Source organism: Stenotrophomonas sp. 24(2023), assembly GCF_030913365.1.
GTDB lineage: Bacteria > Pseudomonadota > Gammaproteobacteria > Xanthomonadales > Xanthomonadaceae > Stenotrophomonas.
Genome location: NZ_CP133160.1, coordinates 2,837,550 through 2,863,506, shown reverse-complemented (window position 1 = coordinate 2,863,506; position 25,957 = coordinate 2,837,550). Strand labels below are relative to the sequence as shown.

Annotated in this window: 26 protein-coding genes and 1 tRNA gene; 7 read left to right on the top strand and 20 right to left on the bottom strand. The window is 66.1% G+C overall.

Features of this window, described 5'->3' with window-relative positions; translation table 11 throughout:
- Positions 1-28: 28 nt before the first annotated feature.
- Positions 29-1,045: a DUF6708 domain-containing protein gene (locus tag Q9R17_RS12800; protein WP_308154984.1), complete on the bottom strand. Its 1,017-nt coding sequence runs from the start codon at positions 1,043-1,045 to the stop codon at positions 29-31.
- Positions 1,046-3,727: 2,682 nt separating this feature from the next.
- Here Q9R17_RS12800 and Q9R17_RS12795 point away from each other — a divergent pair.
- On the top strand, positions 3,728-4,258 hold the full coding sequence (locus tag Q9R17_RS12795; RefSeq protein ID WP_308154983.1) for a hypothetical protein: 531 nt from the start codon (positions 3,728-3,730) through the stop codon (positions 4,256-4,258).
- Positions 4,259-4,290: 32 nt separating this feature from the next.
- Positions 4,291-4,629 (top strand): hypothetical protein, encoded by a 339-nt coding sequence (locus Q9R17_RS12790; RefSeq protein WP_308154982.1) that lies wholly within the window; start codon positions 4,291-4,293, stop codon positions 4,627-4,629.
- A 919-nt stretch (positions 4,630-5,548) separates the two neighbouring features.
- Here Q9R17_RS12790 and Q9R17_RS12785 read toward each other — a convergent pair.
- From Q9R17_RS12785 to Q9R17_RS12715, 15 genes are all read right to left on the bottom strand, one after another.
- The gene (locus Q9R17_RS12785; protein WP_308154981.1) at positions 5,549-5,737 is read right to left on the bottom strand and encodes a DUF2158 domain-containing protein; all 189 of its coding nucleotides are present in this window, start codon (positions 5,735-5,737) and stop codon (positions 5,549-5,551) included.
- A gap of 161 nt (positions 5,738-5,898) precedes the next feature.
- Positions 5,899-5,973 (bottom strand) — tRNA-Val (locus tag Q9R17_RS12780).
- Between the two features lie 192 nt (positions 5,974-6,165).
- The gene (locus Q9R17_RS12775) at positions 6,166-6,519 is read right to left on the bottom strand and encodes a PilZ domain-containing protein (RefSeq protein ID WP_308154980.1); all 354 of its coding nucleotides are present in this window, start codon (positions 6,517-6,519) and stop codon (positions 6,166-6,168) included.
- A 2-nt stretch (positions 6,520-6,521) separates the two neighbouring features.
- Positions 6,522-7,466 carry a DNA polymerase III subunit delta' gene (locus Q9R17_RS12770; RefSeq protein ID WP_308154979.1) on the bottom strand — a complete coding sequence of 315 codons (945 nt, stop codon included), beginning with the start codon at positions 7,464-7,466 and terminating at the stop codon, positions 6,522-6,524.
- On the bottom strand, positions 7,463-8,128 hold the full coding sequence (gene tmk / locus Q9R17_RS12765) for a dTMP kinase (protein WP_308154978.1): 666 nt from the start codon (positions 8,126-8,128) through the stop codon (positions 7,463-7,465). Before tmk ends, Q9R17_RS12770 begins: the two co-directional genes overlap by 4 nt.
- Entirely contained in the window at positions 8,125-9,186 is a 1,062-nt protein-coding gene (gene mltG, locus Q9R17_RS12760; protein ID WP_308154977.1) for an endolytic transglycosylase MltG, read from the bottom strand. Before mltG ends, tmk begins: the two co-directional genes overlap by 4 nt.
- Before the next feature lie 186 nt (positions 9,187-9,372).
- Positions 9,373-10,737 carry an aminodeoxychorismate synthase component I gene (locus Q9R17_RS12755; protein WP_308154976.1) on the bottom strand — a complete coding sequence of 455 codons (1,365 nt, stop codon included), beginning with the start codon at positions 10,735-10,737 and terminating at the stop codon, positions 9,373-9,375.
- Between the two features lie 89 nt (positions 10,738-10,826).
- Complete coding sequence (gene fabF, locus Q9R17_RS12750; protein WP_308154975.1) at positions 10,827-12,089, bottom strand: beta-ketoacyl-ACP synthase II; 1,263 nt, start codon at positions 12,087-12,089, stop codon at positions 10,827-10,829.
- A 171-nt stretch (positions 12,090-12,260) separates the two neighbouring features.
- Positions 12,261-12,500: an acyl carrier protein gene (acpP, locus tag Q9R17_RS12745; RefSeq protein ID WP_005415509.1), complete on the bottom strand. Its 240-nt coding sequence runs from the start codon at positions 12,498-12,500 to the stop codon at positions 12,261-12,263.
- A 152-nt stretch (positions 12,501-12,652) separates the two neighbouring features.
- Positions 12,653-13,396, bottom strand: coding sequence for a 3-oxoacyl-ACP reductase FabG (fabG, locus tag Q9R17_RS12740; protein WP_308154974.1), 744 nt, complete (start codon positions 13,394-13,396; stop codon positions 12,653-12,655).
- 81 nt (positions 13,397-13,477) lie between these two features.
- Complete coding sequence (fabD, locus tag Q9R17_RS12735; protein ID WP_308154973.1) at positions 13,478-14,422, bottom strand: ACP S-malonyltransferase; 945 nt, start codon at positions 14,420-14,422, stop codon at positions 13,478-13,480.
- Between the two features lie 350 nt (positions 14,423-14,772).
- Entirely contained in the window at positions 14,773-15,555 is a 783-nt protein-coding gene (locus Q9R17_RS12730; RefSeq protein WP_308154972.1) for a serine/threonine protein phosphatase, read from the bottom strand.
- A 73-nt stretch (positions 15,556-15,628) separates the two neighbouring features.
- Positions 15,629-16,594 carry a beta-ketoacyl-ACP synthase III gene (locus tag Q9R17_RS12725; protein ID WP_308154971.1) on the bottom strand — a complete coding sequence of 322 codons (966 nt, stop codon included), beginning with the start codon at positions 16,592-16,594 and terminating at the stop codon, positions 15,629-15,631.
- A gap of 88 nt (positions 16,595-16,682) precedes the next feature.
- Positions 16,683-16,877, bottom strand: a complete 195-nt coding sequence (gene rpmF / locus Q9R17_RS12720) for a 50S ribosomal protein L32 (RefSeq protein WP_005408308.1) — start codon at positions 16,875-16,877, stop codon at positions 16,683-16,685.
- A gap of 107 nt (positions 16,878-16,984) precedes the next feature.
- Positions 16,985-17,497, bottom strand: coding sequence for a YceD family protein (locus tag Q9R17_RS12715; RefSeq protein ID WP_308154970.1), 513 nt, complete (start codon positions 17,495-17,497; stop codon positions 16,985-16,987).
- 113 nt (positions 17,498-17,610) lie between these two features.
- Between Q9R17_RS12715 and Q9R17_RS12710 the strand changes: the two genes are divergently transcribed.
- On the top strand, positions 17,611-18,183 hold the full coding sequence (locus tag Q9R17_RS12710) for a Maf family nucleotide pyrophosphatase (protein WP_308154969.1): 573 nt from the start codon (positions 17,611-17,613) through the stop codon (positions 18,181-18,183).
- 12 nt (positions 18,184-18,195) lie between these two features.
- On the opposite strand, the gene Q9R17_RS12705 is transcribed toward Q9R17_RS12710, so the two are convergent.
- A complete protein-coding gene (locus tag Q9R17_RS12705) occupies positions 18,196-20,034 on the bottom strand; it encodes a glycosyltransferase family 39 protein (protein ID WP_308158340.1) in 1,839 nt (612 codons plus the stop codon).
- Positions 20,035-20,077: 43 nt separating this feature from the next.
- Here Q9R17_RS12705 and Q9R17_RS12700 point away from each other — a divergent pair, with 43 nt between their 5' ends.
- The 4 genes from Q9R17_RS12700 to Q9R17_RS12685 are packed head-to-tail and all read left to right on the top strand — an operon-like array spanning position 20,078 to position 24,447.
- On the top strand, positions 20,078-21,031 hold the full coding sequence (locus Q9R17_RS12700) for an AAA family ATPase (RefSeq protein WP_308154968.1): 954 nt from the start codon (positions 20,078-20,080) through the stop codon (positions 21,029-21,031).
- 2 nt (positions 21,032-21,033) lie between these two features.
- Positions 21,034-21,978 carry a DUF58 domain-containing protein gene (locus Q9R17_RS12695; protein ID WP_308154967.1) on the top strand — a complete coding sequence of 315 codons (945 nt, stop codon included), beginning with the start codon at positions 21,034-21,036 and terminating at the stop codon, positions 21,976-21,978.
- Positions 21,971-23,917, top strand: a complete 1,947-nt coding sequence (locus Q9R17_RS12690; RefSeq protein ID WP_308154966.1) for a DUF3488 and transglutaminase-like domain-containing protein — start codon at positions 21,971-21,973, stop codon at positions 23,915-23,917. Before Q9R17_RS12695 ends, Q9R17_RS12690 begins: the two co-directional genes overlap by 8 nt.
- Positions 23,914-24,447, top strand: a complete 534-nt coding sequence (locus tag Q9R17_RS12685) for a Slp family lipoprotein (protein ID WP_308154965.1) — start codon at positions 23,914-23,916, stop codon at positions 24,445-24,447. The genes Q9R17_RS12690 and Q9R17_RS12685 overlap by 4 nt, the downstream gene beginning before the upstream one ends.
- Before the next feature lie 74 nt (positions 24,448-24,521).
- Here the strand turns inward: Q9R17_RS12685 and Q9R17_RS12680 are convergent, their stop codons facing one another.
- The 3 genes from Q9R17_RS12680 to Q9R17_RS12670 all read right to left on the bottom strand — a co-directional run bounded on the left by Q9R17_RS12680 (position 24,522) and on the right by Q9R17_RS12670 (position 25,957).
- Complete coding sequence (locus Q9R17_RS12680) at positions 24,522-24,881, bottom strand: histidine triad nucleotide-binding protein (protein WP_308154964.1); 360 nt, start codon at positions 24,879-24,881, stop codon at positions 24,522-24,524.
- A gap of 70 nt (positions 24,882-24,951) precedes the next feature.
- Positions 24,952-25,551, bottom strand: a complete 600-nt coding sequence (recR, locus tag Q9R17_RS12675) for a recombination mediator RecR (protein ID WP_308154963.1) — start codon at positions 25,549-25,551, stop codon at positions 24,952-24,954.
- Between the two features lie 85 nt (positions 25,552-25,636).
- A complete protein-coding gene (locus Q9R17_RS12670; protein ID WP_308154962.1) occupies positions 25,637-25,957 on the bottom strand; it encodes a YbaB/EbfC family nucleoid-associated protein in 321 nt (106 codons plus the stop codon).

Here is a 25,957-nt window from a genome sequence, read left to right as displayed (position 1 = left end):
CAAGGACGGCGCTGCGGCGCCAACGTGCCTAGCGCAGGTCCTCGGGATTCATCGAGGCGTCGAACACATACGGGTCATCCGGCTCGGGCCGTCTGGCCGCCTCGATCGCCGGCGGAAACACCGGCACCTTGCTGGTGCGCATCACCAGCCAACGCGCCAGCGCGTGCACGTAGTTGAAGGGAATCATCGTCAGGTACATGAAGGCCGGCGCATGCGCATCGTTGGCGAAGATGCGTTCCTTGCCGACCGCAAAGCTTTCCGGCCTGCGCTCCAGCGGCATGCAGTACAGCACGGCCTCACGCACCGCCGCGGGGCCTTCCTGCATGTAGCGCCGCAGGAATTCCCAGTGCGAATGCGCATGTTCGATTTCGCCGGTGGTGATGCAGAACGCGAAGGTCTCTTTCACCGTCACGCCGTCCTCGGCCAGGATCAGCCCGCGGATGTCCCAGTTGAACGCCCCCACCGGTCCGGTGCCCCGCCCCAGCGTGAAATAGATCGTATCCCACGGCGCGCTCAGTACCGTGCCATCCAGCCGGAACACATGCACCTGCCGGGTTTTACGGTCCAGCACGATAGGGTAATAGGTCCAGCGGAACAGTTCCTTGCGTGCCACCCAGGCGCCGGCCACCCCCAACCCCGCGAACATCACGATGCCGAAGAAAATGGCCTCCCAGATGCCGTTCTCATTCGGCGCTTTGTCGATCAGCAGAATCCAGGCCAGCATCGCGATGCCGCCGACCGCGAAGGCCACACCGATCAGCCCGAGCAGCGCGATATAACCACGGTAGGCGTACCAGCGATCGACCGATACCAGCGTGCGGGAATTCATCGTCACCACGCACAGCTGCGCCAGCAGCGGCACATCCAGCCGCTTCTTCTGCAGCAAGCGATGTTCACGCTCGAAGTCCGACAGCGGCCGGTTGTTGGGAAACTTCTTTGTCAGGCCGGTGAAGTCCATCAGCCAGCTCCCCGACGCGTCTGCCACTTGCCCGCCGCATGCTGCATTCCATGCACGCCCCGTTCGGAATTGCCTGCAGATTGCCATACCTGGCCAGCACGAACCATTCCACCGCATGAATGCATGACCGGCTGTAATGACAAGGAATACAGCCGTTTGCCACCGAATACCTGGCGCCATGCCAACAGGTGTCGCTGGAGTCTTCCGTATAGGCCATCTGCAGGGAACGAGGTATTCCTCAGCGTGAGAGAGGCCAGACGCAGGCTGGCAAATGTCGGTCAGGCGAAGGTGCAAGCCGCCTTCGCCGCACTGGAGGAGCGTGGGTGGATCGAGGAAGTCAAACCCAGCAACTTCGATCAGAAGACCGGCACCGGCCGCGCGCGCTCCTTCCTGCTGACGAACATTGGGCCGAATGGTGACTACGTCGGCGAATGCCAAAAAACGCGGCACTCAAGGTGAGTACGCCCCGCACTCAAGGCGAGTACGGTCATGTCTAAACGTAACGAGAATCTAACGAAAGCGTACTCGGGGCGAGTACGGTCAGGGTCAATTTCGGGACAAAGCCGTACTCAGGGTGAGTGCACAGATAACTACTACCAGGGGGTGTGTGGTTTTGCGCACACCCCGCCCCTGCTCTGCGCATCACAGCACCGCCAGAAGTGGCGAGACGGTTGCACCGCACTGCACCGATTGCCCCCTTCGCACATGTCGTGGATTGCACCCTTTGCGCGAGCACCTGCTTGGCATCCGCACCGAGCGCCACCGAGACCGTACGGGCGGCGCGCGCTGCAGACGGGTGAGACGGTGTCAAGGGTGACAACACTGGCGGAGGTGACAGGTCACGCATCTGGCGCAGGGCTGCACCGGGCGCAGTGGAAAGAAGCGCACCCCGTGCACCCAATTCACCCCCTGCGCCCGCTGCACGATGTGCACGGGCTTCGCTACCTGGTGAACCACCGTCACCACCACGGCTGCCAGCACCCGGCAAAGCCTGCATTCGGCGCGCGCTGTCGGCTGGCAGCCAAGGATGCGTCGGTCAGCAACAGCGGCCATAGGCACCCCGTGGAGACAGATCATCGGAGGAACATGTGAGGAGCGACGAACTGAGCACCTCCGACGCTACCAGCACCCCGGCTTCTATCGCCGAAGTCCGCCAGCGCCTAGAGGCAGCAGGCCACTACGTTACGATCGACGGGCGCGTTACAGAGGGGACGGCGGCGGTACTCATTTCATGCCCGGTCAGCCGCTTACGACGATGGCGAACGGAGGGCAAGGGGCCGCGCTTTTACCAACCCGCCAAAACGCCTTGGTACTACGTCGGCGATGTGCTGGGCTGGATACAGTCTGGCGAAGGCTTCCAATGAATATCCCTCTCAAATGCAAATTCGATAAAGTTCATCAATCAACCGCCGCACAAAAACTATAGCAACCCAATGACAACGACTCTTTCGCCGAATGATCTGAAGCCGCGCAATGCCATTGATTTGACGCTAGCCACTCCGACAGTGAAGTCTTTGTACATAGAGATCTGTTTCGGACAAACGGTCATCGGAACCGGGACAGGATTTTTGGTCGCAAACGACCATAAATCCCATTGTGCATTTATCACAAATCGGCACAACGTCACTGGAAGACATCAAGACACCGGGGAGTGTTTGAGCACCACAGCAGCAATCCCAGATAACATCGTTATCTACTTTCACAAGAACCCACTGGAGCTAGGGGAATGGCTCCCAATTCGTCTTCCACTCTTTCGAGAGAGTGGTGAGCCGTACTTCATTGAGCACCCGCGCTTAGGAGCATCAGCCGACCTAGTCGCATTGAACCTATCCTGGGCCGATGACGTAATCAGATTTCCATACTACTTAGAGCTTGACCTTGATAGGCCCGGACTTCTCGTGGGCCCTGCAGAGCCCGTTAGCGTCGTCGGATTTCCTTTTGGCCTTTCATCCTATGGCCGGTTTCCAATCTGGGCGACCGGCTTCATCGCACAAGAACTGTCGATAATCACAGCTGATAACCCGGTGTTCTTGATTGACTGCAGGGCGAGACGGGGCCAATCGGGCTCTGCGGTTATCGCCTATCGAGTCGGTGACCACCGAGTCGAAAAAGATGGCAGAGCAGCATCAGTGATTGATGCCGGCGCCAAGTGGGAGTTTCTCGGCATCTACTCTGGAAGAATCAACCCAGAGTCAGACCTTGGGAGGGTCTGGCATGTCAGTGCTATCAAGGAAGTTCTGGCATGCGCGGAGGCCGATCGGCTTCGACGTGAAATGCAGCAATCGGGAGCAAGCCTGTAGTGTGATAGTCAAGACATTGGCTGGGCCCAATAGTGTCGGAAGCCTCCTTACGCTGCTTAATCGGGCTCCAGGCTGACAGGGCAAGGGGTTTCCCCCAGCAAGCTGGACGACTGGGGCCCCTGTGGGATAGCGCCTCCACCGGGGGAATTCGGACCCCAGTTTTCGACAGTTTTCCGGCCCTTACGGGGAGGGTGAGGCGCAACTGGCCGCAGCACGCACCAAGGCGCTCGATGACCTTCGCGCCCTGCGAGTCGCCTCAGTTGAATCTATGGCCGGGCTGAAGCAGGGATCACCTGAGCAGCAGGCCGCCCTGGCCGGCCTGCAGGACATCGACCTGCAGATCGCCCAGATGGTACAGTCCCGGCGGGTGTAGGCTCAGAAAACCCAAGACCTTGCAGCATCGTCGTTTGGAGACTTTTGGGCGGATCTGACCACCGGTGCCAAGAGCTTCAAGGATGCGTTCAGCGACATGGTAAAGAGCTTCGTCGCGGGTGTGGCCCGAATGATCGCCCAAGAAGCTGCGCTACGAACGGTGCAGAGCCTGTTCAACCAAAGCGGAAGCTCGTCTGGCGGGACGGTTAGCAAGATTATCGGTGCCATTGTCGGCAAGCATCACCAAGGTGGTGTGGTCGGCTCCGGAGGCTCGCGTATGCGACTGGCGGTTACGCAAGAGATGATCGGGAAAGCCCCTCGCTTCCATGGCGGTGGTGGATATAGCCTCAAGTCCGATGAACGTTTTGCTGTTCTGCAAACGGGTGAGCGCGTACTCAGCCGGCGACAGACTGCCGCTTACGATGCCGCGGCTGGTGGTGGTCGAATGAACATCCAGATCCACAACAACGGAGCACCTGCCCGGGTGGAAAGCGCACAGATGGACCGTGACGCAAACGGCGAGAAACTCTTGAAGGTTTTCTTGGCTGCGGCTGCGGATGATGTAGCTTCTGGTGGGCAAATTGCGCGTGCAGGTGTTGCTCGCTATGGATGGAGTGACCGCGTATGACCCAGCGCCCCACCACGTCGAAGGAGCCGTAAATGACCACTGCCTCGCAGCTCATCCACACCCACCCAGGGGCCGACGGCAACGAGCGAACTTACCTGGAGCTATCCGACGGGAGGAAGCTGCCATTGCCGTTTCACTGGAGAAACGAGGAGTTGCTCCTTCCCGGAAACTTTGCAGAAGTAGGCGCCGGGCCCTGCTTCGCGTTGTTCGATGACTCCACTCGCTCAGGCCTCATCTACTGTGGCGCGGCAACGACGCCCTACTGGAATGTCTTTCAGCCATGCACGCGGGAGGTGTTCTTTGATGAACTCGTCCCGCAAGCCATGGCCAATATTGAGGCCATCAATGAGCGCTTCGGGAAGGCCTATTGAGCGACCAAGGGATGTAGACTGCCTGAGCCCCTAGAGACCTCAGAATGAGCGCGATCATTCTTGATCATGACAACGGTGTTGTGCACCCCGTGAGGGATGGGTTCACGATGGGCTTGATTGCTCGCCAGGACGCCATAATCGAATTGGCCAAGCAAGTCAGGCAGCGGGAACTGGATTTGCTAACGGCTCAAGATCGATGGACGGGAATGCCATGCCCATACCCCTTTGTCTATGGGGCATTCGGATGGTTTGCTACAAGCCTAACTTCTTATCTCCAACTCGTGCCCGTCGCAGACAAGCTCCGGGCCGAGCCGGCTTTGCTTCATGCGCTTACCCGAGATAGGGGGGCGGTTAAGGCGCTGGGGCAAAGTCTGGTGAAGAGCGTCTGCCCTGAGATTCAGCAGTGGAGAAATCAGGTTGGTGCACACGCGGCTCTTTCTGATCCGAGGCCCGACGACAACCTGGCACTACTGCTAGCTTCGGTTAGCTATAGCGTGTCGGCTAGCAATCGTCGCTTCTTCGTAGGCATGACCGGGCATGCCATTATCTCGGCAAGCAGCCGGACGCCCTTAGCGAGCCATGAATGGAAGCCCTGGTCTATCACCGAGACGTTTGACCGGCTAGCCCCTCGATTCTGGCCTGAGTACCGGCTGGACGACCTGGTTTCGCCAAGCACTAGCGCCGACTAGAGAGTTCCTAGTCTTGAGCGATTAGGGCCAGTGCCGGCACCGTGCATTTCGCGGCGCCTGCATGCTCACCGCACGAACTGCTGATCTACCTCAAGTGAAACCCTATCGCGAACCGATAGGTTGCGCGAGTGCCCTTACCGCCAGACCTACCACAAAGCGGACGACTCTCGCCTATGTAAGAAATGCCGCACTCGGCCATACCAAGCGCGGCACTCCACTTGCATCCCCGCTTACAACGAGAAATCCGACAGGTCCGGGGGCGTGTAAAGTGTCAGAACTATTGGCAGGAAGCCCCTCGACTGGTGCTCACCTTTCGCATCAAACCACTCACACCACAACTGTTCGCCGCGGAAACCACTGACCGTCATTACTGGCCCGCCACTCTTCAGCTGCACCTGATCACCAGCTTTCAAATCCATGTGCACTCCCTGTTCTGGTTGTTGCCCTAGTGGGCATGCACATTGATGGAGGCAATGGAACGCGAACTCAAGCGAGGCTGCGACACGAGGCCCAACGCAGTTACCCTGCTGTTACGAAAAAACCGGCTTTCGCCGGCTTTCGTCTAACACACTGATTTTATTGGTGGGCGGTACAGGGATCGAACCTGTGACCCTTGCCGTGTGAAGGCAATGCTCTACCGCTGAGCTAACCGCCCGGTGTGTTGCTGAGCCGCTCATTATAGGGGCTTTTTCAGGACCGTCAACACTTTTTCACATGGGTACTGTGGGCCTGTCGGGAGGGGCTGCCAGGCATGGCCTGGCACTACCGAGTGCATGCGCTGCGCTTCGTTCCGGGCAGCGCTGCCACGCATGGCCTGGCACCACAGAGGGGCGGAAGCCCCCTGCCCTCACATCGTGTGGGTGGGCTTGTCCGAACTGGTCAGGCCGGCCAGCTGGGTCTCGATCTTGTTGCGCACGTTCTCGCCCTCGGCACCGTCAGGCAGCTGTACGCCGATGCCGGCGGTACGGTTGCCCTGCGCGCCGGCCGGGGTCACCCAGATCACCTTGCCCGCCACCGGCAGGCGCTCGCTGGAATCGGGCAGGGTCAGCAGCAGGAACACCTCATCGCCCAGGAAATAGCGCTTGGGCGTGGGCACGAAGATGCCGCCATTCTTCACGAACGGCATGTACGCGCTGTACAGCGCGGCCTTGTCCTTTACAGCCAGGGACAGGATGCCCTGGCGGGCGTTACTGGCACTCATGTTCATCCCCTTGCTTGCCGCTCGTTGACCTTGTTCCAGGCCAGCAGCAACTCGACCACCGCAAGGTCTGCACGCACGGTGGTGCGCAGCAGGTCGCGGGTCCGGTTGGCGGCATCGAACCAGGCCGCCAGCTTGTGCAATCGTTCCGGCGCGGTCAAGGCATCACTGGCCTGGGCCAGTGCCAGGTCGGCGGCAAAGCGCAGGCGCAGGGCGGCGTTGTCATCGCCGCACCACTTCTGCGCCAGTTCCACCGCACCGGTGCGCCCGGCGGCCAGCTGTTCCAGTTCCTTGCCCACTTCACGCCGCAGCACCAGGCCATCCTCGCGCAGCCAGTTGTCGGCCAGGCCGGGATGGCCGCGTGCGGCATCCAGCGCATCGCCGGCATCGGCCGGGCTGTGGCCCTGCTGCTGCAGCCAGGCCAGGGCTTCCTCGCGCGGCGGCAGCTTGAATTCCAGGCGCTGGCAGCGGCTGCGGATGGTCTGCGGCAGGCGCGCCGGCTCGGCGCTGACCAGCCACAGGTAGCGGCCGGGCTGAGGTTCTTCCAGGGTCTTGAGCAGCGCGTTGGCGGCGGAACGGTTGATGGCATCGGCCGGGTCGACGATCACCACCTGCGCTACCCCGTACTGCGGGGTCAGCGCCAGCTTGTTGGTGATGTCGCGCACCTGCTCGATCACGATCTCGGTACGCAGCTTGTCGCCGGTCTTGTTCGGAATGAAGCTGACCCGCTGCAGGTCCGGATGGGTGCCGGCGGCGATCAGCTGACGGGTACGCGTCGCGTGGGCCGCATCGCCGCGCGACAGCACGTGCTCGGCCAATGCCTGCGCCACCGCATGCTTGCCCAGCCCGGCCGGGCCGCAGATCAGCAGGCCATGGCCCAGACGGCCGGCATCCAGCGCGGCCAGGGTCTGGTCGAATGCACGCTGCTGCCAGGGTGAAAACGTACTCATGCCAGGCCTCCCTGCTGCAGGCGCTGCGCCACGGCGGCGGCCACGGCAGCGGCCACCGCCGGCTGCGCCTGGCTGGCGTCGATCACGGCGAACCGTTGCGGGTCCTGCGTGGCACGCTCGCGGAACACGGCGCGCACGCGCTGGAAGAAATCGTCCTGTTCGCTTTCGATGCGATCCGGCCACAGATCGCGGCCATTGGCGCGCGCGCGGCCGATGGCCACGTCCACATCCAGCAGCAGGGTCAACCCCGGCAGCAGGCCCACGGCACGGCGCTCCAGGTCGGCAATCCAGTGTGCATCCAGGCCGCGGCCACCGCCCTGGTAGGCATAGCTGGAATCGGTGAAGCGGTCGCTCAGCACGAAGGCACCACGCTGCAGCGCCGGCTGGATCACCCGGCGCACGTGCTGGGCGCGCGCAGCGAATACCAGCAGCAGTTCGGCCTCGGCGCTGAGCGGCTCGGCGGCGATCTCTTCGTCGGGCTTCAGCACCAGCCCACGGATGCGTTCGGCCAGCGGCGTGCCGCCCGGCTCACGGGTCAGCACCACTTCGTGGCCCAGCCCGCGCAGGTAATCGCGCGCGGCATTGATGGCCGTGGTCTTGCCGGCACCTTCGCCGCCTTCCAGGGTGATCAAGCGCGGGTGTCGCAGCAGCGCGGAACTCATTGCGCCGGGGTCTCCTTGGTACGTTGCTGGCGCAGCTGCTGCAGGTAGCGCGCTACGGCGGCGTTGTGCTGGTCCAGGCTGGGCGAAAACACGTGCGCGCCGCTGCCATCGCCCACGGCGACGAAATAGAGCGCATCGCCCGGTGCCGGTTGCGCGGCCGCCATCAGTGCATCACGGCTGGGCATGGCGATCGGCGTCGGCGTCAGGCCGGCACGGGTGTAGGTGTTGTAGGGCGTGTCGGTGGTCAGGTCGCGGCGGCGGATGTTGCCGTCATACGCGGCACCAATGCCATAGATCACGGTCGGGTCGGTCTGCAGGCGCATGCCGATCTTCAGGCGGCGCATGAACACCCCGGCAATCTGCGGGCGTTCGCTGGCCAGCGCGGTTTCCTTTTCGATGATCGAAGCCAGCGTGAGCAGTTCGTACGGCGTGTTGATCGGCAGGTCCGCCGCGCGCGCATCCCAGGCTTCGGCCAATGCCTTCTCCATCGCCGCATGGGCGCGCTTGAGCACGTCCAGGTCGGTATCGCCGCGCTGGTAGATGTAGGTTTCCGGCAGGAAGCGGCCTTCGGGGTGTTCGCCGCCGAAGCCCAGGCGCTGCATCAGCGCGGTATCATCCAGGGTATCGGTGGTGTGCACCAGTGGCTCGGCACGCTTGAGCGCGGCACGCAGCTGGCGGATGTTCCAGCCTTCGATGATCGTCACGCGGTGCTGCAGCACCTTGCCCTGGCGCATGCGCAGCAGCAGCTCGCGCGGGGTCAGCGAGGCATCCAGGGCGTACTCGCCCACCTTCAGCTTGCCGGCCGCGTCGATCTGGCGCGCCAGCAGCTGCCATTGCGCATCCTGGCCCTCATCCACGCCGGCCTCGCGCAGCTTGCGCAGCACGGTGTTCAGGCCATCGCCCTTGTCGATGACCAGGCTGTCCGCGCTGGGCGTGATGGGGCTGTCGGCGAACTGCACCTGCTTGTAGTAGAACCAGGCGCCCGCACCGGCCACCACCGCAGCCAGCACCGCGACCAGCGTTACCACGAACAGACACCCGCGCTTGGCTCCCGCCATGGAACGACCCTTGCTCACCATTCAGTGGTGCAGGATACCGTGCCGGGTGGCGCGGGGTCATGGGCGGGGGCCGGGCAGTACCGCGGGCGTCATCCACGCATGGCGTGGATCCATGGCCGGGGGGCGGCGTTGGCCGTGGTAGATCCACGCCATGCGTGGATGGCCTTGACCGGTGGGGACGATCCCTCAGCCCAGCTGGCCCAGCGCCCGCATCAGCCCGCGTGCCTTGGCACGGGTCTCATCCAGCTCCTTGTCCGGGTCCGAATCAACCACGATCCCGGCACCGGTACGGAAGCTGACCGTGCTGCCATCCACCTCGGCGGTGCGGATCAGGATGTTCAGGTCCAGGTCGCCATCGCGGTTCAGCCAGCCGAAGGCCCCGGTGTAGGCTCCGCGGGCAACCTGTTCCAGTTCGCTGATGATCTGCATGCAGCGCACCTTGGGGCAGCCGGTGATGGTGCCGCCGGGGAAGGTGGCGGCGATCACTTCGCCCGGGGTGACGCCTTCGCGCAGCTGGCCACTGACGTTGCTGACGATGTGGTGCACGTGGGCATAGCTTTCCACGGTCATCAGTTCATCGACCACCACGCTGCCGGGCGTGCAGATGCGGCCCAGGTCGTTGCGTTCCAGGTCGATCAGCATCACGTGCTCGGCCCGTTCCTTGGGGTGGCCGACCAGTTCCTGGATGCGCGCGGCATCATCATCGCCCTCGAAGCGCGGGCGGGTGCCGGCGATCGGCCGCGTCTGCGCGTGCCCGGCGTGCACGGACACCAGGCGCTCGGGCGAGGAGCTGACCACGTGGCGCCCGTGCGCGCTGAACAGGCCGGCAAACGGCGCGGGATTGGCACGGCGCAGCTGCGCGTACAGGGCCTGCGGGCTGACCGGCGCATCGAAGCCGGCGCGCCAGCGGCGCGACAGGTTCACCTGGAACACGTCGCCGGCACGCAGGTAGTCGATCACCCGGCGTACGCCATCCGTAAAGCGCTGCGGCGCGTCCTCGTCGATGCTCACCGGCGGCTGCCAGCCCTGCCCGGCGTCGGGCAGCTGCGCGCCCAGAAGGGCCTGCAGCTCGGCCACCAGTGCCTGCTGCCCGGCCTCGGCCACCAGGAAGCTGCGCTGGGCCTGGTGGTCATGCAGCACTGCCGCCGGGCAGCGCAGCGCCAGTGCGGCGGGCTGGCCGTCAGCGCGGGGCACGTGCGGCAGCACCGGCTCGATCTGGCTGGCCAGTTCGTAATCCAGCAGCAGCGCCCAGCCGCCACGGAACGGCACTTCCGCCGTGCCCGCATGCGGCAGCCGCTGCGCCTGCCAGGCGCGGTCCAGCGCCTGCAGGAAGCTGCCCGGCTGCACCGCCCCGTGCTCGTCGCGCACCACGCCATCGGCATCCAGCCGCAGCACGCCCGGCCCGGCCGCCAGCAGCAGGCTCCAGCGGCCTTGCGCGGTACCCGAGGCGGTGGATTCCATCAACAGCGGGAAGCGGGCCCGGTCGTGTGCCTGCAGGGCCAGCAGGTCGATGGGGTGTGGCAGCGGGTGGATCAGCGGAGCCTGGGTCATGGGGGCCGTGTCTGTGGTTCAGATGCACGGAAGCCGCCTTGCGGCGGCCTCGGTGCGGGATCGGTGGGCCGGCGGTGCGCCGACAACGATCAGATGCGCTTGAAGATCAGCGTGCCGTTGGTACCGCCGAAGCCGAAACCGTTGGACATCACCACGTCCACCTTGGCCTGGCGGGCCTCGTTGGGCACGTAGTCCAGGTCGCAGCCTTCGCCGGGGGTGTGCAGGTTGATGGTCGGCGGAATGACGTTGTCACGCAGTGCCAGCACCGAGAAGATGGCTTCGATGCCGCCGGCAGCGCCCAGCAGGTGGCCGGTCATCGACTTGGTGGAGCTGACCATCATCTTGTAGGCGTGGTCGCCGAAGGCGGTCTTCATCGCCATGGTCTCGCCCAGGTCGCCCAGCGGCGTGGAGGTACCGTGCGCGTTGAGGTAGCCGACCTGTTCCGGGGTGACGCCGGCGTCCTTCATGGCCATGACCATGCAGCGCGCCGCGCCTTCGCCGTTTTCCGCCGGGGCGGTCATGTGGAAGGCATCGGAGCTGGCGCCGAAGCCGGCCAGTTCGCAGTAGATCTTCGCGCCACGGGCCTTGGCGTGCTCGTATTCCTCCAGCACCAGGATGCCGGCGCCATCGCCCAGCACGAAGCCGTCACGTTCGGCATCCCACGGACGCGAGGCTTCGCCCGGCGCGTCGTTGCGGGTGGACATGGCCTTCATCGCGCAGAAGCCACCCAGTGCTGTCGGCGAGGAGCCGCGTTCGGCGCCGCCGACCACCATCACGTCCGCATCGCCGTACTGGATCATGCGCATGGCGGTGCCGATGGAGTGGTTGGAGGTGGCGCAGGCCGACACCGCCGAGAACGACGGGCCCTTCAGCCCGGCGATGATGCTCAGCTGGCCCGGCAGCATGTTGATGATGGTCTTGGGCACGTAGAAGGGCGAGATCTTCCTGCCCTCGTGGAACTCGATGGTCTGCTCTTCGATGCCCAGCAGGCCGCCGATGCCCGAACCGACGATGGCGCCGATGCGGTCGGCGTTGGCATCGGTGATGTCCAGGCCCGAATCGTGCAGGGCCATGAACGAAGCGCCCAGGCCGTAATGGATGAACGGGTCCATCTTCTTGGCATCCTTGCCGCTGACCCGGTACTTGCCGAACAGTTCGTTGTCGGCGGTGATGTCAAATCCCTTGACCTCACCTGCGATCTTGGTGGTGAAGCGCTCCAGATAGGAGTCGGCAACGTTGGTCAGCGGGCCGATGCCCGAACGTCCATGGGTGATGCCTTCCCAGGTGGAGGACAGATCATTGCCCAGCGGCGAGACCATGCCCATGCCGGTTACGACGACGCGACGCTTCATTGCAGTTCTCCTGACCCGCGCATTTTTGCGGATGACTGGATGTTGTGTTCCCGAGGAGATTCCCCAACGGGTGACGCTAAAGGGTGACGCTCAAATACACGGGGCCGCGACTGCGGCCCCATGGGGGTGCGGTGCGTGGCCGCCGGAGCGCGCCACGCACTGCCACTGACATCAGGCCTTGACGTGGGCCTTGATGTAGTCGATGGCAGCCTGCACGGTGCTGATCTTCTCGGCTTCTTCGTCCGGGATTTCGCACTCGAACTCTTCTTCCAGCGCCATCACCAGTTCGACGGTGTCCAGCGAGTCAGCGCCCAGGTCATCGACGAACGATGCGCTGTTGGTGACTTCTTCTTCCTTGACGCCAAGCTGTTCGACGACGATTTTCTTGACGCGTTCTTCGATGGTGCTCATGTGATCTCGCTCCAGATGGAGTAGTGGTTCAAAAGTGGTCGCCATCAAAGGCGATGGCCGTGGGATAGTGTAGTGGAAACCGGCGGGGCCTTGCATCGCAGCAAATTTCCCAGCAGATCAATCACTTGCGGCGCAGTCCCTGCGCCCCTTGCTTACGGCATGTACATGCCGCCGTTCACATGGAGGGTTTCGCCGGTGATGTAGCCGGCCGCCGGACTGGCCAGGAAGGCCACCGCATGGGCGATGTCCTCCGGCGAACCCAGGCGCTCCAGGGCGATATCACCGATCAGCGCGGCACGCGCTTCTTCCGGCAGCGCCTTGGTCATGTCGGTGTCGATGAAGCCCGGGGCCACGACATTGACGGTGACGCCGCGCGAGCCGATTTCCTTGGCCAGCGACTTGCTGAAACCGATGATGCCGGCCTTGGCGGCCGCGTAGTTGGCCTGGCCGGCGTTGCCGGTCACGCCCACCACCGAGGCGATGTTGATGATGCGGCCCTTGCGCGCCTTCATCATGCCGCGCATGACGGCCTTGCTGGTGCGGTACACGCTGGTCAGGTTGGTGTCGATGATCGACGCCCAGTCGTCTTCCTTCATGCGCATCAGCAGGTTGTCGCGGGTGATGCCGGCATTGTTGACCAGGATCGAGATCGGACCGAATTCCTTGGCGATGGCATCGAGTACGGCGTCCAGCGCGGCGCTGTCGGTGACGTTCAGCGCACGGCCGTGGCCACCGTGGGCGGCCAGGCGTTCGCCGATGGCGGCGGCACCGGCGTCGGTGGTGGCCGTGCCGATGACGGTGGCGCCCTGGGCGGCCAGCAGGTCGGCGATGGCGGCACCGATGCCACGGCTGGCGCCGGTAACCAGTGCGATTTCACCCTGCAGGGGCTTGCTCATGATGTTTTCCTCAGGCTGGGGCGGCCGCCGCACCCGCGCCGCAGGATGCGGCCACCGGCACGGTCGGCAGGAACAGGGGGATCAGGCCGACCACGCCTCGCGGGCGGCGTCGAAGTCGCCCGGGGTGGCCAGCGAACGGCCATCCAGGCCCTTGTCGATGCGCTTGACCAGGCCGGTCAACACCTTGCCCGGGCCGCACTCGGCCACACGGGTGATGCCGCGGGCGGCCAGTGCCTGCACGCAACCGGTCCACTGCACCGGCTGGTACAGCTGCTGCACCAGCGCCCGGGCAATGGCTTCCACGCCGTCATGCACCTGGGCATCGACGTTCTGCACGACCGGCAGCTGCGGGGCCTGCCAGGACAGCCCGGCCATCACCTCGGCCAGGCGGTTGGCGGCTTCGCGCATCAGCGGGGTGTGCGAGGGCACGCTCACGGCCAGCTTGACCGCCTTGCGCACGCCCTTTTCGGCCAGCAGCGCCAGTGCGCGGTCCACCGCGGCGGCATCGCCACCAATGACGATCTGGCCCGGCGAATTGAAGTTGGCCGGCACCACCACCTGGCTGCCGGCGGCTTCGGCGCAGACCTCCTGCACCAGCGCGTCTTCAGCGCCCAGCACGGCCGCCATGGCCCCCACGCCCGCCGGTGCGGCGTCCTGCATCAACTGGCCGCGCAGGCGCACCAGGTGGGCACCGTCATGCAGGCTCAAGGCGCCGGACGCGACAAGCGCGGTGTACTCGCCCAGGCTGTGGCCCGCCAGGACGGCCGGGCGCGGACCGCCCGCGGCGTTCCAGGCGCGCCATACGCCGATGCTGGCGGCCAGCAGGGCCGGCTGGGTGTATTCGGTGCGGTTGAGCATTTCCTCCGGGCCACCCTGGGACAGCGCCCACAGGTCGACGCCGGCACCTTCGGATGCCTCGACGAAGGCCTCGCGCACCTGCGGGTGCAGTTCGGCCAGCTCGGCCACCATGCCCAGCGACTGCGAGCCCTGGCCGGGGAAGACAAAAGCGAGGGTGGAATCGGTCACGCGGTCATCCGCTGGTTGCAATCGAAGCGGGCCATGATAATGGCGAATACCCCGTGTCGTCTGTACGTGCGCGTATGCAGGGCGTATGGGAAGCGCGTGCAGCAGAGCTGCCCGTACAGCACGCCCGGAGGCTGAATGGCAAGGCGATGGGATGATCGGGCCGCGCAAGGCACCTTCCTGCCGACTGCACACGCCGGATGCGGGGGAACAGCGGAGACGGCCATCGCGCGCAGCGCGGGACTGTTTCCGTGTTCATGCGAAGCACAGTGGACCGCTGTCGCCATCCATCCCGGCATCACCGGATCGCAGCATCACCGCACAGCACGCCAGGCCGAGCCTGGCGTGCGCAATCAGGACAACAGTTCCAGGATGTCCAGCTGACCGTCGGCAAACCAGTCCAGGCAGACGATGGCCACCAGCAGCACGCCGGTGGTGGTGGCGCCGTGGGTGATGAAGATCGAATGGGCCAGCGCGCGCGCTGAACGGCCCAGCTTCATGCACACCCGGGCCAGGCGCTGCAGGCGGCCACTGACCGCGTGCACGTGCTCGCGCACCGGCGCCTGCACATCATCCATGGCCTCGGCCATCATCGCCTGCAGGTGCTCGGGGCGGTCCGCGTAATACTTGGCCACGCCGTAACCGAACATCAGCCAGTCGCGCGCCTGCGCTTCGGCCAGGTCCATCACTTCCAGCGGGTCCTCCTCGAAATCGATGAAGCCCACCTGTTCGCCATCCCAGGTCAGGTTGCGCGGCAACGGCTGGCCAAAATAGGCGCCACGGTTGTGCGCTTCGGCCAGCGCGCGCATGGCCGCCGCCACCAGGCGGTCGCGGCCAGCATCATCGGCCTGCCGCAGGCAGGTGTTGAACGAGCTGCCGTTGTCGCCGATCACCAGCGCGGCATGGCCGCTGCCGATCACTTCAGGCACGTTCACGCCCTGCGCGTGCAGTTCACGCAGGCGGCGTTCTTCGGTCTTGCAGGCCGCATCACCGCCACGGTGCGGGGGCGGACGCAGGGCGTCGAGATGGAAACGGCGTGCAACGAAATTGAGCAGGCCAAGGGCCAAGGCACGGCTTCCCTGGCCGTACTGCTTCAACCAGGCTCGCTGCCCTTCAATGACGATGGGCTCAACCATGGGGGTCCTCCATAACGCGTTACGGCCCCAGTGGGGCCGTAACGACAGATTCACGTTGTCGTAACTGCAGCTATCAATAGCGCAGCAGAGCAGAACCCCACGTGAAGCCACCACCGAACGCTTCCAGCAACAGCAGCTGGCCGCGTTCAACCTTGCCTGAACGCACAGCGGCGTCCAGCGCCAGCGGCACCGAACCGGACGAGGTATTGCCGTGCTTGTCCACGGTCACCACCACCTGTTCCATGGACATGTCCAGGCGCTTGGCCGTGGCTTCGATGATACGCAGGTTGGCCTGGTGCGGAATCAGCCAGTCCAGGTCGGACTTGTCCAGGCCGTTGGCCTGCAGGGTTTCGTCCACGACCGAGTCCAGCGCCTTGACGGCGTACTTGAACACGTCGTTGCCCTTCATCAGGATCGCGCCGCCTTCGCCGAAGCCGGCGGACACGCCGGTCGGGTTCCACAGCAGCTCCTTCTTGCTGCCATCGGCATGCAGGTGGGTGCTGAGGATGCCGGTGGTCTCGTCGGCCTTGAGCACGACAGCGCCGGCACCATCGCCGAACAGCACGCAGGTGGTGCGGTCGTTCCAGTCAACGATGCGGGTCAGGGTTTCCGCGCCGATCACCAGCACATGCTTGCAATCGCCGGAACGGATGAACTTGTCGGCCACGCTCAGCGCGTACACGAAGCCCGAACAGGCCGCGTTGACGTCGAAGGCGGGGCAACCGGTCGCACCGAGCTTGGCCTGGATCAGGCAGGCGGTGGACGGGAAGATGAGATCAGGAGTGGTCGTACCGACCACGATCATGTCGAGCTGGCTGGCGTCGATGCCGGCCGCTTCAAGCGCGCGCTGTGCGGCATGGAAGCCGAGGTCGCTGGTGGTTTCGCCTTCGACAGCGATGTGCCGTTCGCGGATACCCGTTCGCGTCTGGATCCACTCATCCGAGGTTTCGACCATTTTTTCCAGGTCGGCGTTGGTCAGGACTTTTTCCGGCAAATAGCTACCGGTGCCCGCGATCCTCGAGTAGATCCGCTTGCTCATCATGTTTCCTGTTGCGCGGGCCGCCGATCACCGGCACACCCGGGAAAGAAGGCAAGGCCGCTGCCCGGAGGCAGCGGCCTGTCGGCAATCAATCTTCTTCGACAGCCGAGGTCTTGGTCTGGATGACCTTCTTGCCACGGTAGAAACCGTCGGCAGTGATGTGGTGACGCAGGTGCACTTCGCCGGTGGTCGGGTCGGTGGACAGCTGCTTGGCGCTCAGGGCGTCATGCGAACGGCGCTGGCCGCGGCGGGACGGGGTGACACGGGATTTCTGCACAGCCATGGGATTGCTCCAAACTCGGTTCGATTTGCTTCGTCGTTTCGTCGCACAGGACGCCAGCGCCCAGCACACTTTTCGCTTTCGCCGCAGCCGCCGACGACAACCGGCTGCTATTGTTTCTTCTTCAACGCCGCCAACGCCGCGAACGGATTGGCCTTGTCAGATTCTTCCTGCGTCGGTGCCCAGTCGCGCTCGACCGGTTCACCGTCCGGCGACAGCGGCACCACGGGCACCGCCAGCACCAGCTCGTCCTCGACCAGATCCAACGGGACCAGCTGGCCGTCTTCCGGCACCAGCAGGGCCTCGTAGTCTTCCGGCAGGGACGATTCCTCGTCCTCGTCGCGGATCAGGCCAAGCCTCTGGACCATCTTCACCGGCAACAGGAAACGCTGCATGCTGCGCTGACAGGTCAGCGGCAACGCGGTATCGATGGTCAGTTCCACATAGGATACCTGCAAGATGTCGTCGCGGCCGAATTCGAGCGAAAAGACACACTCGCCTTCGGTATCGGCAATCAACCCCTGCAGTCGGGACATATCAGCCAGGGCTACCTGGCCGTCGAAGCGCCTTCGCGCTGCGACCATCCGCCAAGCATCCAGCGTTTCGGGCACGTTCGCGGACATAAGCCGCTGAATGCTAAGGATCGGCGGGCCGTCTGTCAAATCCCCACCCCCGGCGGGCTTGCCCGGGGGCCTACGGCGGGCCAGACTGCCCCGCCCTGTCCCGGTAGTGTCGCATGAATGCGCTGATCCTTGCCTCCACCTCACGCTACCGGCAGGCCCTGCTGCAGCGCCTGGGCCTGGACTTCCAGACCGCCCGCCCGGACGTGGACGAAACGCCGCAGCCCGGCGAGGCGCCGCAGGCCCTGGCCCAGCGCCTGGCGGCCGCCAAGGCCGCCGAGGTGGCCGCGCGCCATCCCGGCAGCTGGGTGATCGGCTCGGACCAGGTGGCCGATCTGGACGGCCAGCCCCTGGGCAAACCGGGCACCGTCGAAGCCGCCCACGCACAACTGGCGGCCATGTCCGGGCGCACCGTTCGCTTCCATACCGCCATCAGTCTCAGTCGTGACGGAGACACGCTGGCCGCCTGCGATCTCACACAGGTGCGCTTCCGTGTCCTGGCACCGGCCGAGATCGCCCGCTACGTGGCCGCCGAACAGCCGCTGGACTGCGCCGGCAGCTTCAAGTGCGAAGGGCTGGGCATCAGCCTGTTCGAAGCCATCGACAACCGCGACCCCACTGCCCTGGTCGGCCTGCCGCTGATCGCCCTGTGCGGACTGCTGCGCCAGGCCGGCGTGGCGGTGCCGTAACCGCCCGCGCCGCTAGCGGCGCACCTCGAACGGCTGCTCCTGCCAGTCCTCCACGCTGCCGTCATGGCCATGCAGGCGCAGGCCCAGCCAATGCCGGCCCGGCACCAGCGTGGTGGTATCGACCTGGCTGTCGAACCCCACATTGGGCAGCTGCGGATCGGTGGCGCCGGGCCACATCGAGCGCAGGTCCGATTCACGGCCATAGGCCGCATCCGCCACCACGCGCCCATCCACCAGCACCTCGACCCGGGCGATGCCCACCCCTTCCTTCATCGCCCAGCCCCGCACCGGCAGCATGCCGGACACGCGCTGCCCGTTGCCCGGTGAATCCAGGTAAGCCAGCACCGGGCTCACGCAGGGGCCTTCAGCCCGTTCGGCAGGCAGGCGGAACAGCAGGAAGCGCTGGAAGCCATGGTCGCTGCTGACCACGCGGGGCGGTGGCAGCGGCCCGACCTGTTCGCAGATGGCCTGGTAACGCGACAGCAGATCACGGAAGCGCTGGTCGCTGGGGGACAGCACCAGCAGCATCGGCGTGCGACGCGGCCCTTCATGCAACAGGTTCCACAGCGCCAGCTGGGCGGTGCGGCCGTGCTTGTCGTTGAGCGGGTGTGGCAACACGGCAATGTCGCCATCGCCCAGCTGGAAGCCCAGTTCCGCCCCCACCTTGAAGTTGCCGGCCAGCACGCGGGTGCCGGTGGGCATCTGCCGCAGTTCCTCGCGCACCGCCGTCGCCAGCGGCTGCCAGCCGGCGAAGTTGCGCGGGTAGTACTTGTTGCCGGCCAGCTGTTCGCGCAGCGCCGGCGTGGATGCCATCAGGTAATAGCCGAAGGCCAGCACCATGCCCGCGCCGGCCAGCCACCAGGCCATGCGGCGCAGCCAGCGCGGCCAGCCGTTGAGGATGACCGGCACGGCCACCAGCAGGGCGAGGTAACCGGGCAGCGGCCAATGGAAACTGATGCGCTCCACATCGGTGAAGAAGCCCAACAGGAAGATCGCCAGGGTGGACACGCCCCCGACCAGCCCGAAATAACGCCATTGCGCGCGCGCGCCGCCACCGCTGCGGGTACCTGCCAGCGCCACCTTCCACATGGCGATGCACAGCAGTGGCGTGACCAGCATCGGCTGGATCACCAGGAACCACAGCCCACGCCATTCAAAGGCCCAGGGATGGCGCTCGACCACCTGGAACTTCAGGCCGGCTTCGTGGTTGTCGGCATTCCAGGCCAGCAGCGGCAGCCACGCCAGCACGCCCACCGCCAGCGCCACCCAGACGCGCGGATCGGCCAGCATGCGCCGCCCCTGCGGCAGCGCCAGCAAGGCAATGAAGCCCACGCCGATCACGCCGATGAAGCGGTAGTGGCTGAGCGCACCGATCAACAGCCCCAGCGCCAGCTTCATCGCCGACGCGGCATCGACCGTGCGCATCAGGCGTGCACCGGCATCCAGGCACAGTACGGCCGCCAGCGCCATCGGCACGTCGGGAACGGCCAGCAGGCCGAGCGTGGCCGACAGCGGCATCAGCAACGTCAGGCTGCCGGCCTGCCAGCCGGCCACGTTGCCGAACCAGCGCGCGGCAATGCGCACCACCAGCATCGGCAGCAGCGCACCGATGGCCAGGAACGGCAGGCGCAGGGCCAGCACGTGGTGCCCGCCCATCTCCACGCCCCAGCGCGCAAGCCAGGCCGTCAGGCCGGGCAAGTCGGAATAGGCCGCTGCCAGGTGCTGGCCCTCCTGCCAGTAGAACGCCTCATCGACGAACAACGGCAGGCGTGCGGCCGCGATCAGCTTTACTGCTGTGACCGCCGTCCACAACCAGAGAAATATCATCCGTGCGCGTTGTTCGCCCTGCATCGCCTGTCTATAGAATCGAATGGATACCCGCCTTGAGACGATCATGACAGCCTCGTCCCCCATGCCCCGCATGCTAACCGATCACCTGCGGCAGTCCCTTCGCGCCGCCCAGGACCAGGTCAACGGCCTGATCCTGGGCAAGACGCACGAGGTGCGGCTGGCATTCGTCGCACTGCTGTCCGGTGGCCACCTGCTGATCGAAGACCTGCCGGGCCTGGGCAAGACCACCCTGGCCCATGCACTGGCCAGCAGCCTGGGGCTGGGCTTCCAGCGCGTGCAGTTCACCTCGGACCTGTTGCCGGCCGATGTGCTGGGCGTATCGGTGTACGAGGCCGGCAGCCGCCAGTTCCAGTTCCATCCCGGCCCGGTGTTCACCCATGTGCTGCTGGCCGATGAAATCAACCGTGCCCCGCCCCGCACGCAGAGCGCGCTGCTCGAAGCGATGGCCGAACAGCAGGTCACGCTGGACGGGCAGACCCACGCATTGCCGGACCCGTTCTTCGTGATCGCCACGCAGAACCCGGTGGACCTGTCCGGCACGTTCCCGCTGCCGGATTCACAGCTGGACCGGTTCCTGCTGCGCCTGGCGATGGGCTACCCGAGCGCGCAGGCCGAACGGGAGCTGCTGCGCGGCACTGACCGCCGCGACCTGATCGCACAGGCAGTACCGCAGCTGGACGACGCGCAGGTACGCGCCCTGCGCGCGGCGGTGCTGCAGGTCCATGCCAGCGATGCGCTTGTGGATTACGTGCAGGCCCTGCTGACCCGCAGCCGCCAGCATGCCGGTGTACGCGTGGGCCTGTCCCCGCGTGCCGGGCTGGCGCTGCTGCGTGCCGCGCGTGCGCATGCCCTGCTGCTGGGCCGCGACCATGTCGTCCCCGAGGATGTGCAGGCACTGTTCGTGCCGGTGGCCGGGCACCGCCTGGTGGCCGAAGCCGAAGCCTCTTCCGGGCCGGCCCTGGCACGGGCCATCCTGCAGACCGTCGCGGTCGATTGAACATGGCACCGCGCTGGCGACGCCTGCAGCTGCTTGCGCGCCCGCGCACGCCCGAAGCCCTGCCGGCACAGCTGGACCGGCGACGCATCTACGTGCTGCCCACGCGGTTTGGTGCCTTCATGGCCGTGCTGTTGTCGGCGATGCTGCTGGGCGCGCTGAACTACAACAACAACCCCGCCCTGCTGCTGGCGCTGCTGCTGGCCGCGGCGGCGGTAGCCAGCACCATCGCCGCGCACCTGCAGCTGTCCGGCGTGCAGGTGGACGCGGTCTCCGGCGAACCGGTCGCGGCCGGGCAACCGTTGCGCCTGCGCGTGAACCTGTCCGTGCGCGACCCACGGGTGCGCCACGGCCTGCAGCTGCTGCTGGGCGATGCACATGGCTGGCTCGACCTGCCGGCGCAGGGCTGCGGCGAAGTCGAGCTGGACATCCCCACACAGCAGCGCGGCTGGCTGGACCTGGACCGCATCCGCCTGTCCAGCACCCAGCCGCTGGGGCTGGTACGCGCGTGGTCATGGGTGTGGCCGGAGCAGCCGCTGCTGGTCTATCCGCAGGCCGAAGCGCAGGCCCCGCCCCTGCCCGAACAGGGCATCGACCCGTTGCATACGCGCGTCCACGCCAGCGGCGAGGAACTGCACCAGCTGCGCCCCTACCGCGCGGGCGACGCGCCGCGCAGCATTGCCTGGAAGCACTCCGCACGCCGCGATACGCTGCTGGTACGCGACTACGAAAAGCCGGTGGGCATCGATGTGCTGCTGGACTGGAGGGCCCTGGGCGCGCTTGGCCGCGAAGCACGCATTTCCCGCCTGGCGCGCTGGGTGGATGTCGCCGAACGCGAAGGCCGCCGCTACACCCTGCAGCTGCCCGGGCAACCGGCCATCGGCCCCGGCCAGGGCGCCGGCCACCATCACCTCTGCCTGCGCGCCCTGGCGCTGCTCCCGCATGACTGAGCCCGCCCCCCTGCACCGCCCCGCCCGCCACTGGACCCTTGCCAGTGCGGCCCTGGCGTTGCTGCCGCTGCTGCTGCAGCTGCCGACCACGCTGGCGGCGATCATCGCCGGCACGGCACTGTTGACGGCCCTGCTCTCGCGCCAGCGCGTGCTGCCCATGCCGCTCCGCGTACTGCTGGTGCTGGCGATGATGGGCGCCATCGTCTGGCAGATGGGCGCGGTCCGCCCCGGCCGTGATACCGGCTGCGCGCTGCTGGCGGCGATGCTGGCGATCAAGTCCAGCGAACTGCACACGCTGCGCGATGCGCGCAGCCTGCTGGGCTTTGCCCTGTTCGCACCGTTTGCCGCCTTCCTGCTCGATCAGGGGCCACTGACCACGGTGCTGGCCGCACTTGCCGGCATCACCGGGCTGCTGGCCCTGCAGCGGCTGGCCCAGGACGAAGGGCGCAGCCCACCGGCACCGCTGCGCCAGCAGCTGCACGGCATCGGTCGCCTGCTGGCCCTGGGCCTGCCACTGGCCCTGGCGGCCTTCTGGCTGTTCCCACGGCTGTCCACGCCACTGTGGGGGCTGCCCGAGCGCTCGGTCGGCAAGCCCGGCCTGAGCGACAGCATGGATCTGGGCCAGTGGCTGGACCTGATGGCCGACGACAGCCCGGCCCTGCGCGTGACCTTCTTCGGGGCGGTACCGCCGGCCGAACAGCGCTACTGGCGCGGCCCGGTGCTGACCCGTTTCGACGGCCAGCGCTGGCAACGCGACCCGGACAGCGACCGCCTGCCCGTGCCCGATGTGGCCCGCCGCCCCGGCGGCTGGGACTACCAGATCGACGCCGAGCCCACCGACCGCCGCCTGCTGGTCGCGCTGGACCTGCCAACCCGCGCGCCCGAAGGCAGCCGCCTTGATGCCGACTACAGCCTCAGTAGCGACCGCACGCTGGCCTCGCTCAGCCGCTGGCGCCTGCACTCCAGCCCCCCCACGCGCTTCGATGCCGGCCTGTCCCTGCTGCAGCGCCGGCAGGCCTTGCAGCTGCCGGCCGGCCTGAACCCGCGGACTGCGGCGCTGGCCCGGCAGTGGCGGCAGGAAGCCGGCAACGACGATGCCGCCATCATCAAGCGGGCCATGGACTGGATCCATGCCGACTTCGCCTACACGCTGGAAACCCCGGCCTACCAGCGCGATGGGGTGGACCAGTTCCTGTTCGAACAGAAGGCCGGCTTCTGCCAGCACTTCAGTTCGGCGTTCGTGGTGTTGATGCGCAATGCCGGCATTCCCGCCCGCGTGGTGACCGGTTTTGCCGGTGGCGTGCGCAACCCGTTCGGCAATTACTGGGTGGTGCGCCAGATGGATGCCCATGCCTGGGCTGAGGTCTGGCTGCCGCAGCGCGGCTGGGTACGCGTGGACCCGACGGCCGCCGTTGCCCCCGAGCGCATCTACGACACCCTGGAAGACCGCCTGGCGGGGAACGGTGGTGCGGTGGCCGAGGACGGCTGGCTGCAGTTCGGCCAGGCCGCCGATTGGCTGCGGCGGGGCTGGAACAACCTGGTGCTGTCCTTCGATGCCAACCGCCAGCGCCAGCTGCTCCGGCCGTTGGGCCTGGATGATCTGCAGCCTGGCCAGCTGGTGGCCGGCTTCGTCACCCTTACCGCCCTGGCCCTGCTGTGGATGGCCTGGCTGCTGGCCCGGGGCGAGCGCGAGCGTGACCCGCTGCTGCGCGCCTGGCATCGCCTCGGGCGCCGCTACGCCCGCCTCGGGCTGGCCCGGGAACCGGCGGAAACAGCGCTGGACTGGGCCCGCCGGGTGCACGCCCAACGGCCAGATCCGGTACTGGTGTCACTCAGCCAGCGTTTCGTCGATGCGCGCTACGCTGGCACTCGCACCGACCTCGCTTCATTATTGGCCGACCTGCACAGGCATCGCCCGTCCCCCGGAGCATCTTCATGAAGACCAAGTTCCTACTCACCGCCGCGGCCACGCTGGCCCTGGCAGCCTGTGCGACGGCCCCCAAGCCGCTGCAGGGGCAGTTCAGCATGGTATCGCCGCGTGACGCGGTGCCCACCCAGCAGGTGGGGACCCCGGTGCGTTGGGGTGGCCGCATCATCGAAACCAAGCCGGGCCAGGGCGAGACCTGCTTCCAGCTGATCTCGCGCCCGCTCAATGGCAGCGGCCGCCCGACCACCACCTCGACCGATGTCAGTGATGGCCGCTTCATCGCCTGCCGCGCCGGTTTCTATGACCCGGCCGTGTTCGAGGCAGGCCGTGATGTCACCTTCATCGGCAAGATCAGCGGGTACGAGAACACCCGCATCGGCGACTACGACTACCGCCTGCCGAAGCTGGCCGCTGACGTGATCTACCTGTGGCCGGAACAGCGCCAGGTCGATGTGGTGCCCTACCCGTACGGCCCGTGGGGCCCGGGTCCGTGGGGTCCAGGCCCGTGGGGCTACGGCTACCGTGGCTGGGGCTGGTGGTAACCGCACCGGTTCAAGCATGACGAAAAACGCCGCCCCGGGGCGGCGTTTTTTTTGGGGCACGCTTCGGCGTGCCGTCAACGGCCCGGTACGCCGAAGTGGCCCAGCGGCGCGCCGGCCAGCAGATGCAGGTGGATGTGGAACACCGTCTGCCCGGCATGTTCGCGGCAGTTCATGACGATGCGGTAGCCGTCCTCGGCCAGCCCTTCGCGGCGCGCGTAATCGGCCGCAGCCAACGCCAGCTTGCCGATCAGGTGTGCCTGCGCCGGCTGCAGGTCATCCAGGGTCGGGATGATCTCGTTCTTGGGAATGAACAGCACGTGCACCGGCGCCTGCGGCGCGATGTCCTTGAAACCCAGCACGTCCTCGTCCTCATAGACGATGGTGGCCGGAATCTCGCGGCGGATGATCTTGCTGAAAAGCGTTTCGTTGCTCATGGATGCACGGCCTTGGCGGGGATCGGCTGCATTGTAGGCATGGCCGGCACCGGCCGTGGCCAGCATGGCTTCAGTCGCGCACTTCGCTGCGTGAACCGAAGGCATGGGACAGCGTGCCGCGATCCACATACTCCAGTTCGCCCCCCAGCGGCAGGCCCTGCGCCAGCCGGCTGGGCCGCACCTGCCGTGCACGCGCCAGCTGCGCCAGGTAATGCGCGGTGGCCTCGCCCTCCACGGTGGCGCTGGTGGCGATGATCAGTTCCTGCACCTCGCCTTCGGCCAGGCGCTGCTCCAGCTGTTCCAGGCCCAGCTGGCGCGGGCCGATGCCATCCAGCGGCGACAGCCGGCCCTGCAGCACGAAGTAGACGCCGCGGAAGCCGGTAGCGTTCTCGATGGCCAAGCGATCGGCCGGCGATTCGACCACGCACAGCTGGCTGCGCTCGCGGCTGCCGTTGGCACAGGTCGGGCACAGCTCGGTTTCGCTGAAATCACGGCACTGCTGGCAATGGCCGATACGCTCCACCGCCAGCGCCAGCACCTCGGCCAGGCGCTGGCCACCCTCGCGCTCGCGCTCAAGCAGGTGGTAAGCCATGCGCTGGGCCGTCTTCTGGCCTACGCCGGGCAGCACCCGCAACGCATCGATCAGTTGTTCCAGCAGGGGTGCAGACACGGCATGTGCTTTGGTGGTGTCAGGCATGCCCGACAGAGCGCGGAGGGAAACCAGGGCACCGGCCATCGCCGGCGCCCCGCGGACATCAGAACGGCAGCTTCATGCCCGGCGGCAGCTGCATGCCGGCCGTAGCCGAACCCATCTTCGTCTTGGATTCGACATCGATCTTGTTGGACGCATCGTTGAACGCCGCCGCGATCAGGTCTTCCAGCATTTCCTGGTCGCTCAGCAGCGACGGGTCGATGCGCACCTTGCGGCATTCCTTGCCACCGGTCAGGGTCACGCTGACCATGCCGCCACCGGCGCTGCCGGTCACTTCCAGCCGGGCGATTTCTTCCTGGGCCTTCTGCAGGTTTTCCTGCATCTTCTGGGCCTGCTGCATCATCTGGGCGATATTGCCACGCAT

Excerpts from the sequence above, each read along its gene's own strand:
- Q9R17_RS12730 (WP_308154972.1), bottom strand. The coding sequence starts at position 15,555 with ATGGTTGAGCCCATCGTCATTGAAGGGCAGCGAGCCTGGTTGAAGCAG.
- Q9R17_RS12800 (WP_308154984.1), bottom strand. The coding sequence starts at position 1,045 with ATGGCAATCTGCAGGCAATTCCGAACGGGGCGTGCATGGAATGCAGCA.
- Q9R17_RS12695 (WP_308154967.1), top strand. The coding sequence starts at position 21,034 with ATGGCACCGCGCTGGCGACGCCTGCAGCTGCTTGCGCGCCCGCGCACG.
- Q9R17_RS12670 (WP_308154962.1), bottom strand. The coding sequence starts at position 25,957 with ATGCGTGGCAATATCGCCCAGATGATGCAGCAGGCCCAGAAGATGCAG.
- Q9R17_RS12690 (WP_308154966.1), top strand. The coding sequence starts at position 21,971 with ATGACTGAGCCCGCCCCCCTGCACCGCCCCGCCCGCCACTGGACCCTT.
- Q9R17_RS12725 (WP_308154971.1), bottom strand. The coding sequence starts at position 16,594 with ATGAGCAAGCGGATCTACTCGAGGATCGCGGGCACCGGTAGCTATTTG.
- Q9R17_RS12700 (WP_308154968.1), top strand. The coding sequence starts at position 20,078 with ATGACAGCCTCGTCCCCCATGCCCCGCATGCTAACCGATCACCTGCGG.
- Q9R17_RS12685 (WP_308154965.1), top strand. The coding sequence starts at position 23,914 with ATGAAGACCAAGTTCCTACTCACCGCCGCGGCCACGCTGGCCCTGGCA.
- mltG (WP_308154977.1), bottom strand. The coding sequence starts at position 9,186 with ATGGCGGGAGCCAAGCGCGGGTGTCTGTTCGTGGTAACGCTGGTCGCG.
- tmk (WP_308154978.1), bottom strand. The coding sequence starts at position 8,128 with ATGAGTTCCGCGCTGCTGCGACACCCGCGCTTGATCACCCTGGAAGGC.
- Q9R17_RS12715 (WP_308154970.1), bottom strand. The coding sequence starts at position 17,497 with ATGTCCGCGAACGTGCCCGAAACGCTGGATGCTTGGCGGATGGTCGCA.
- acpP (WP_005415509.1), bottom strand. The coding sequence starts at position 12,500 with ATGAGCACCATCGAAGAACGCGTCAAGAAAATCGTCGTCGAACAGCTT.
- Q9R17_RS12785 (WP_308154981.1), bottom strand. The coding sequence starts at position 5,737 with ATGGATTTGAAAGCTGGTGATCAGGTGCAGCTGAAGAGTGGCGGGCCA.
- Q9R17_RS12705 (WP_308158340.1), bottom strand. The coding sequence starts at position 20,034 with ATGCAGGGCGAACAACGCGCACGGATGATATTTCTCTGGTTGTGGACG.
- Q9R17_RS12770 (WP_308154979.1), bottom strand. The coding sequence starts at position 7,466 with ATGAGTACGTTTTCACCCTGGCAGCAGCGTGCATTCGACCAGACCCTG.
- Q9R17_RS12790 (WP_308154982.1), top strand. The coding sequence starts at position 4,291 with ATGACCACTGCCTCGCAGCTCATCCACACCCACCCAGGGGCCGACGGC.
- Q9R17_RS12775 (WP_308154980.1), bottom strand. The coding sequence starts at position 6,519 with ATGAGTGCCAGTAACGCCCGCCAGGGCATCCTGTCCCTGGCTGTAAAG.
- Q9R17_RS12755 (WP_308154976.1), bottom strand. The coding sequence starts at position 10,737 with ATGACCCAGGCTCCGCTGATCCACCCGCTGCCACACCCCATCGACCTG.
- Q9R17_RS12795 (WP_308154983.1), top strand. The coding sequence starts at position 3,728 with ATGGTAAAGAGCTTCGTCGCGGGTGTGGCCCGAATGATCGCCCAAGAA.
- Q9R17_RS12710 (WP_308154969.1), top strand. The coding sequence starts at position 17,611 with ATGAATGCGCTGATCCTTGCCTCCACCTCACGCTACCGGCAGGCCCTG.
- Q9R17_RS12680 (WP_308154964.1), bottom strand. The coding sequence starts at position 24,881 with ATGAGCAACGAAACGCTTTTCAGCAAGATCATCCGCCGCGAGATTCCG.
- fabG (WP_308154974.1), bottom strand. The coding sequence starts at position 13,396 with ATGAGCAAGCCCCTGCAGGGTGAAATCGCACTGGTTACCGGCGCCAGC.
- fabF (WP_308154975.1), bottom strand. The coding sequence starts at position 12,089 with ATGAAGCGTCGCGTCGTCGTAACCGGCATGGGCATGGTCTCGCCGCTG.
- rpmF (WP_005408308.1), bottom strand. The coding sequence starts at position 16,877 with ATGGCTGTGCAGAAATCCCGTGTCACCCCGTCCCGCCGCGGCCAGCGC.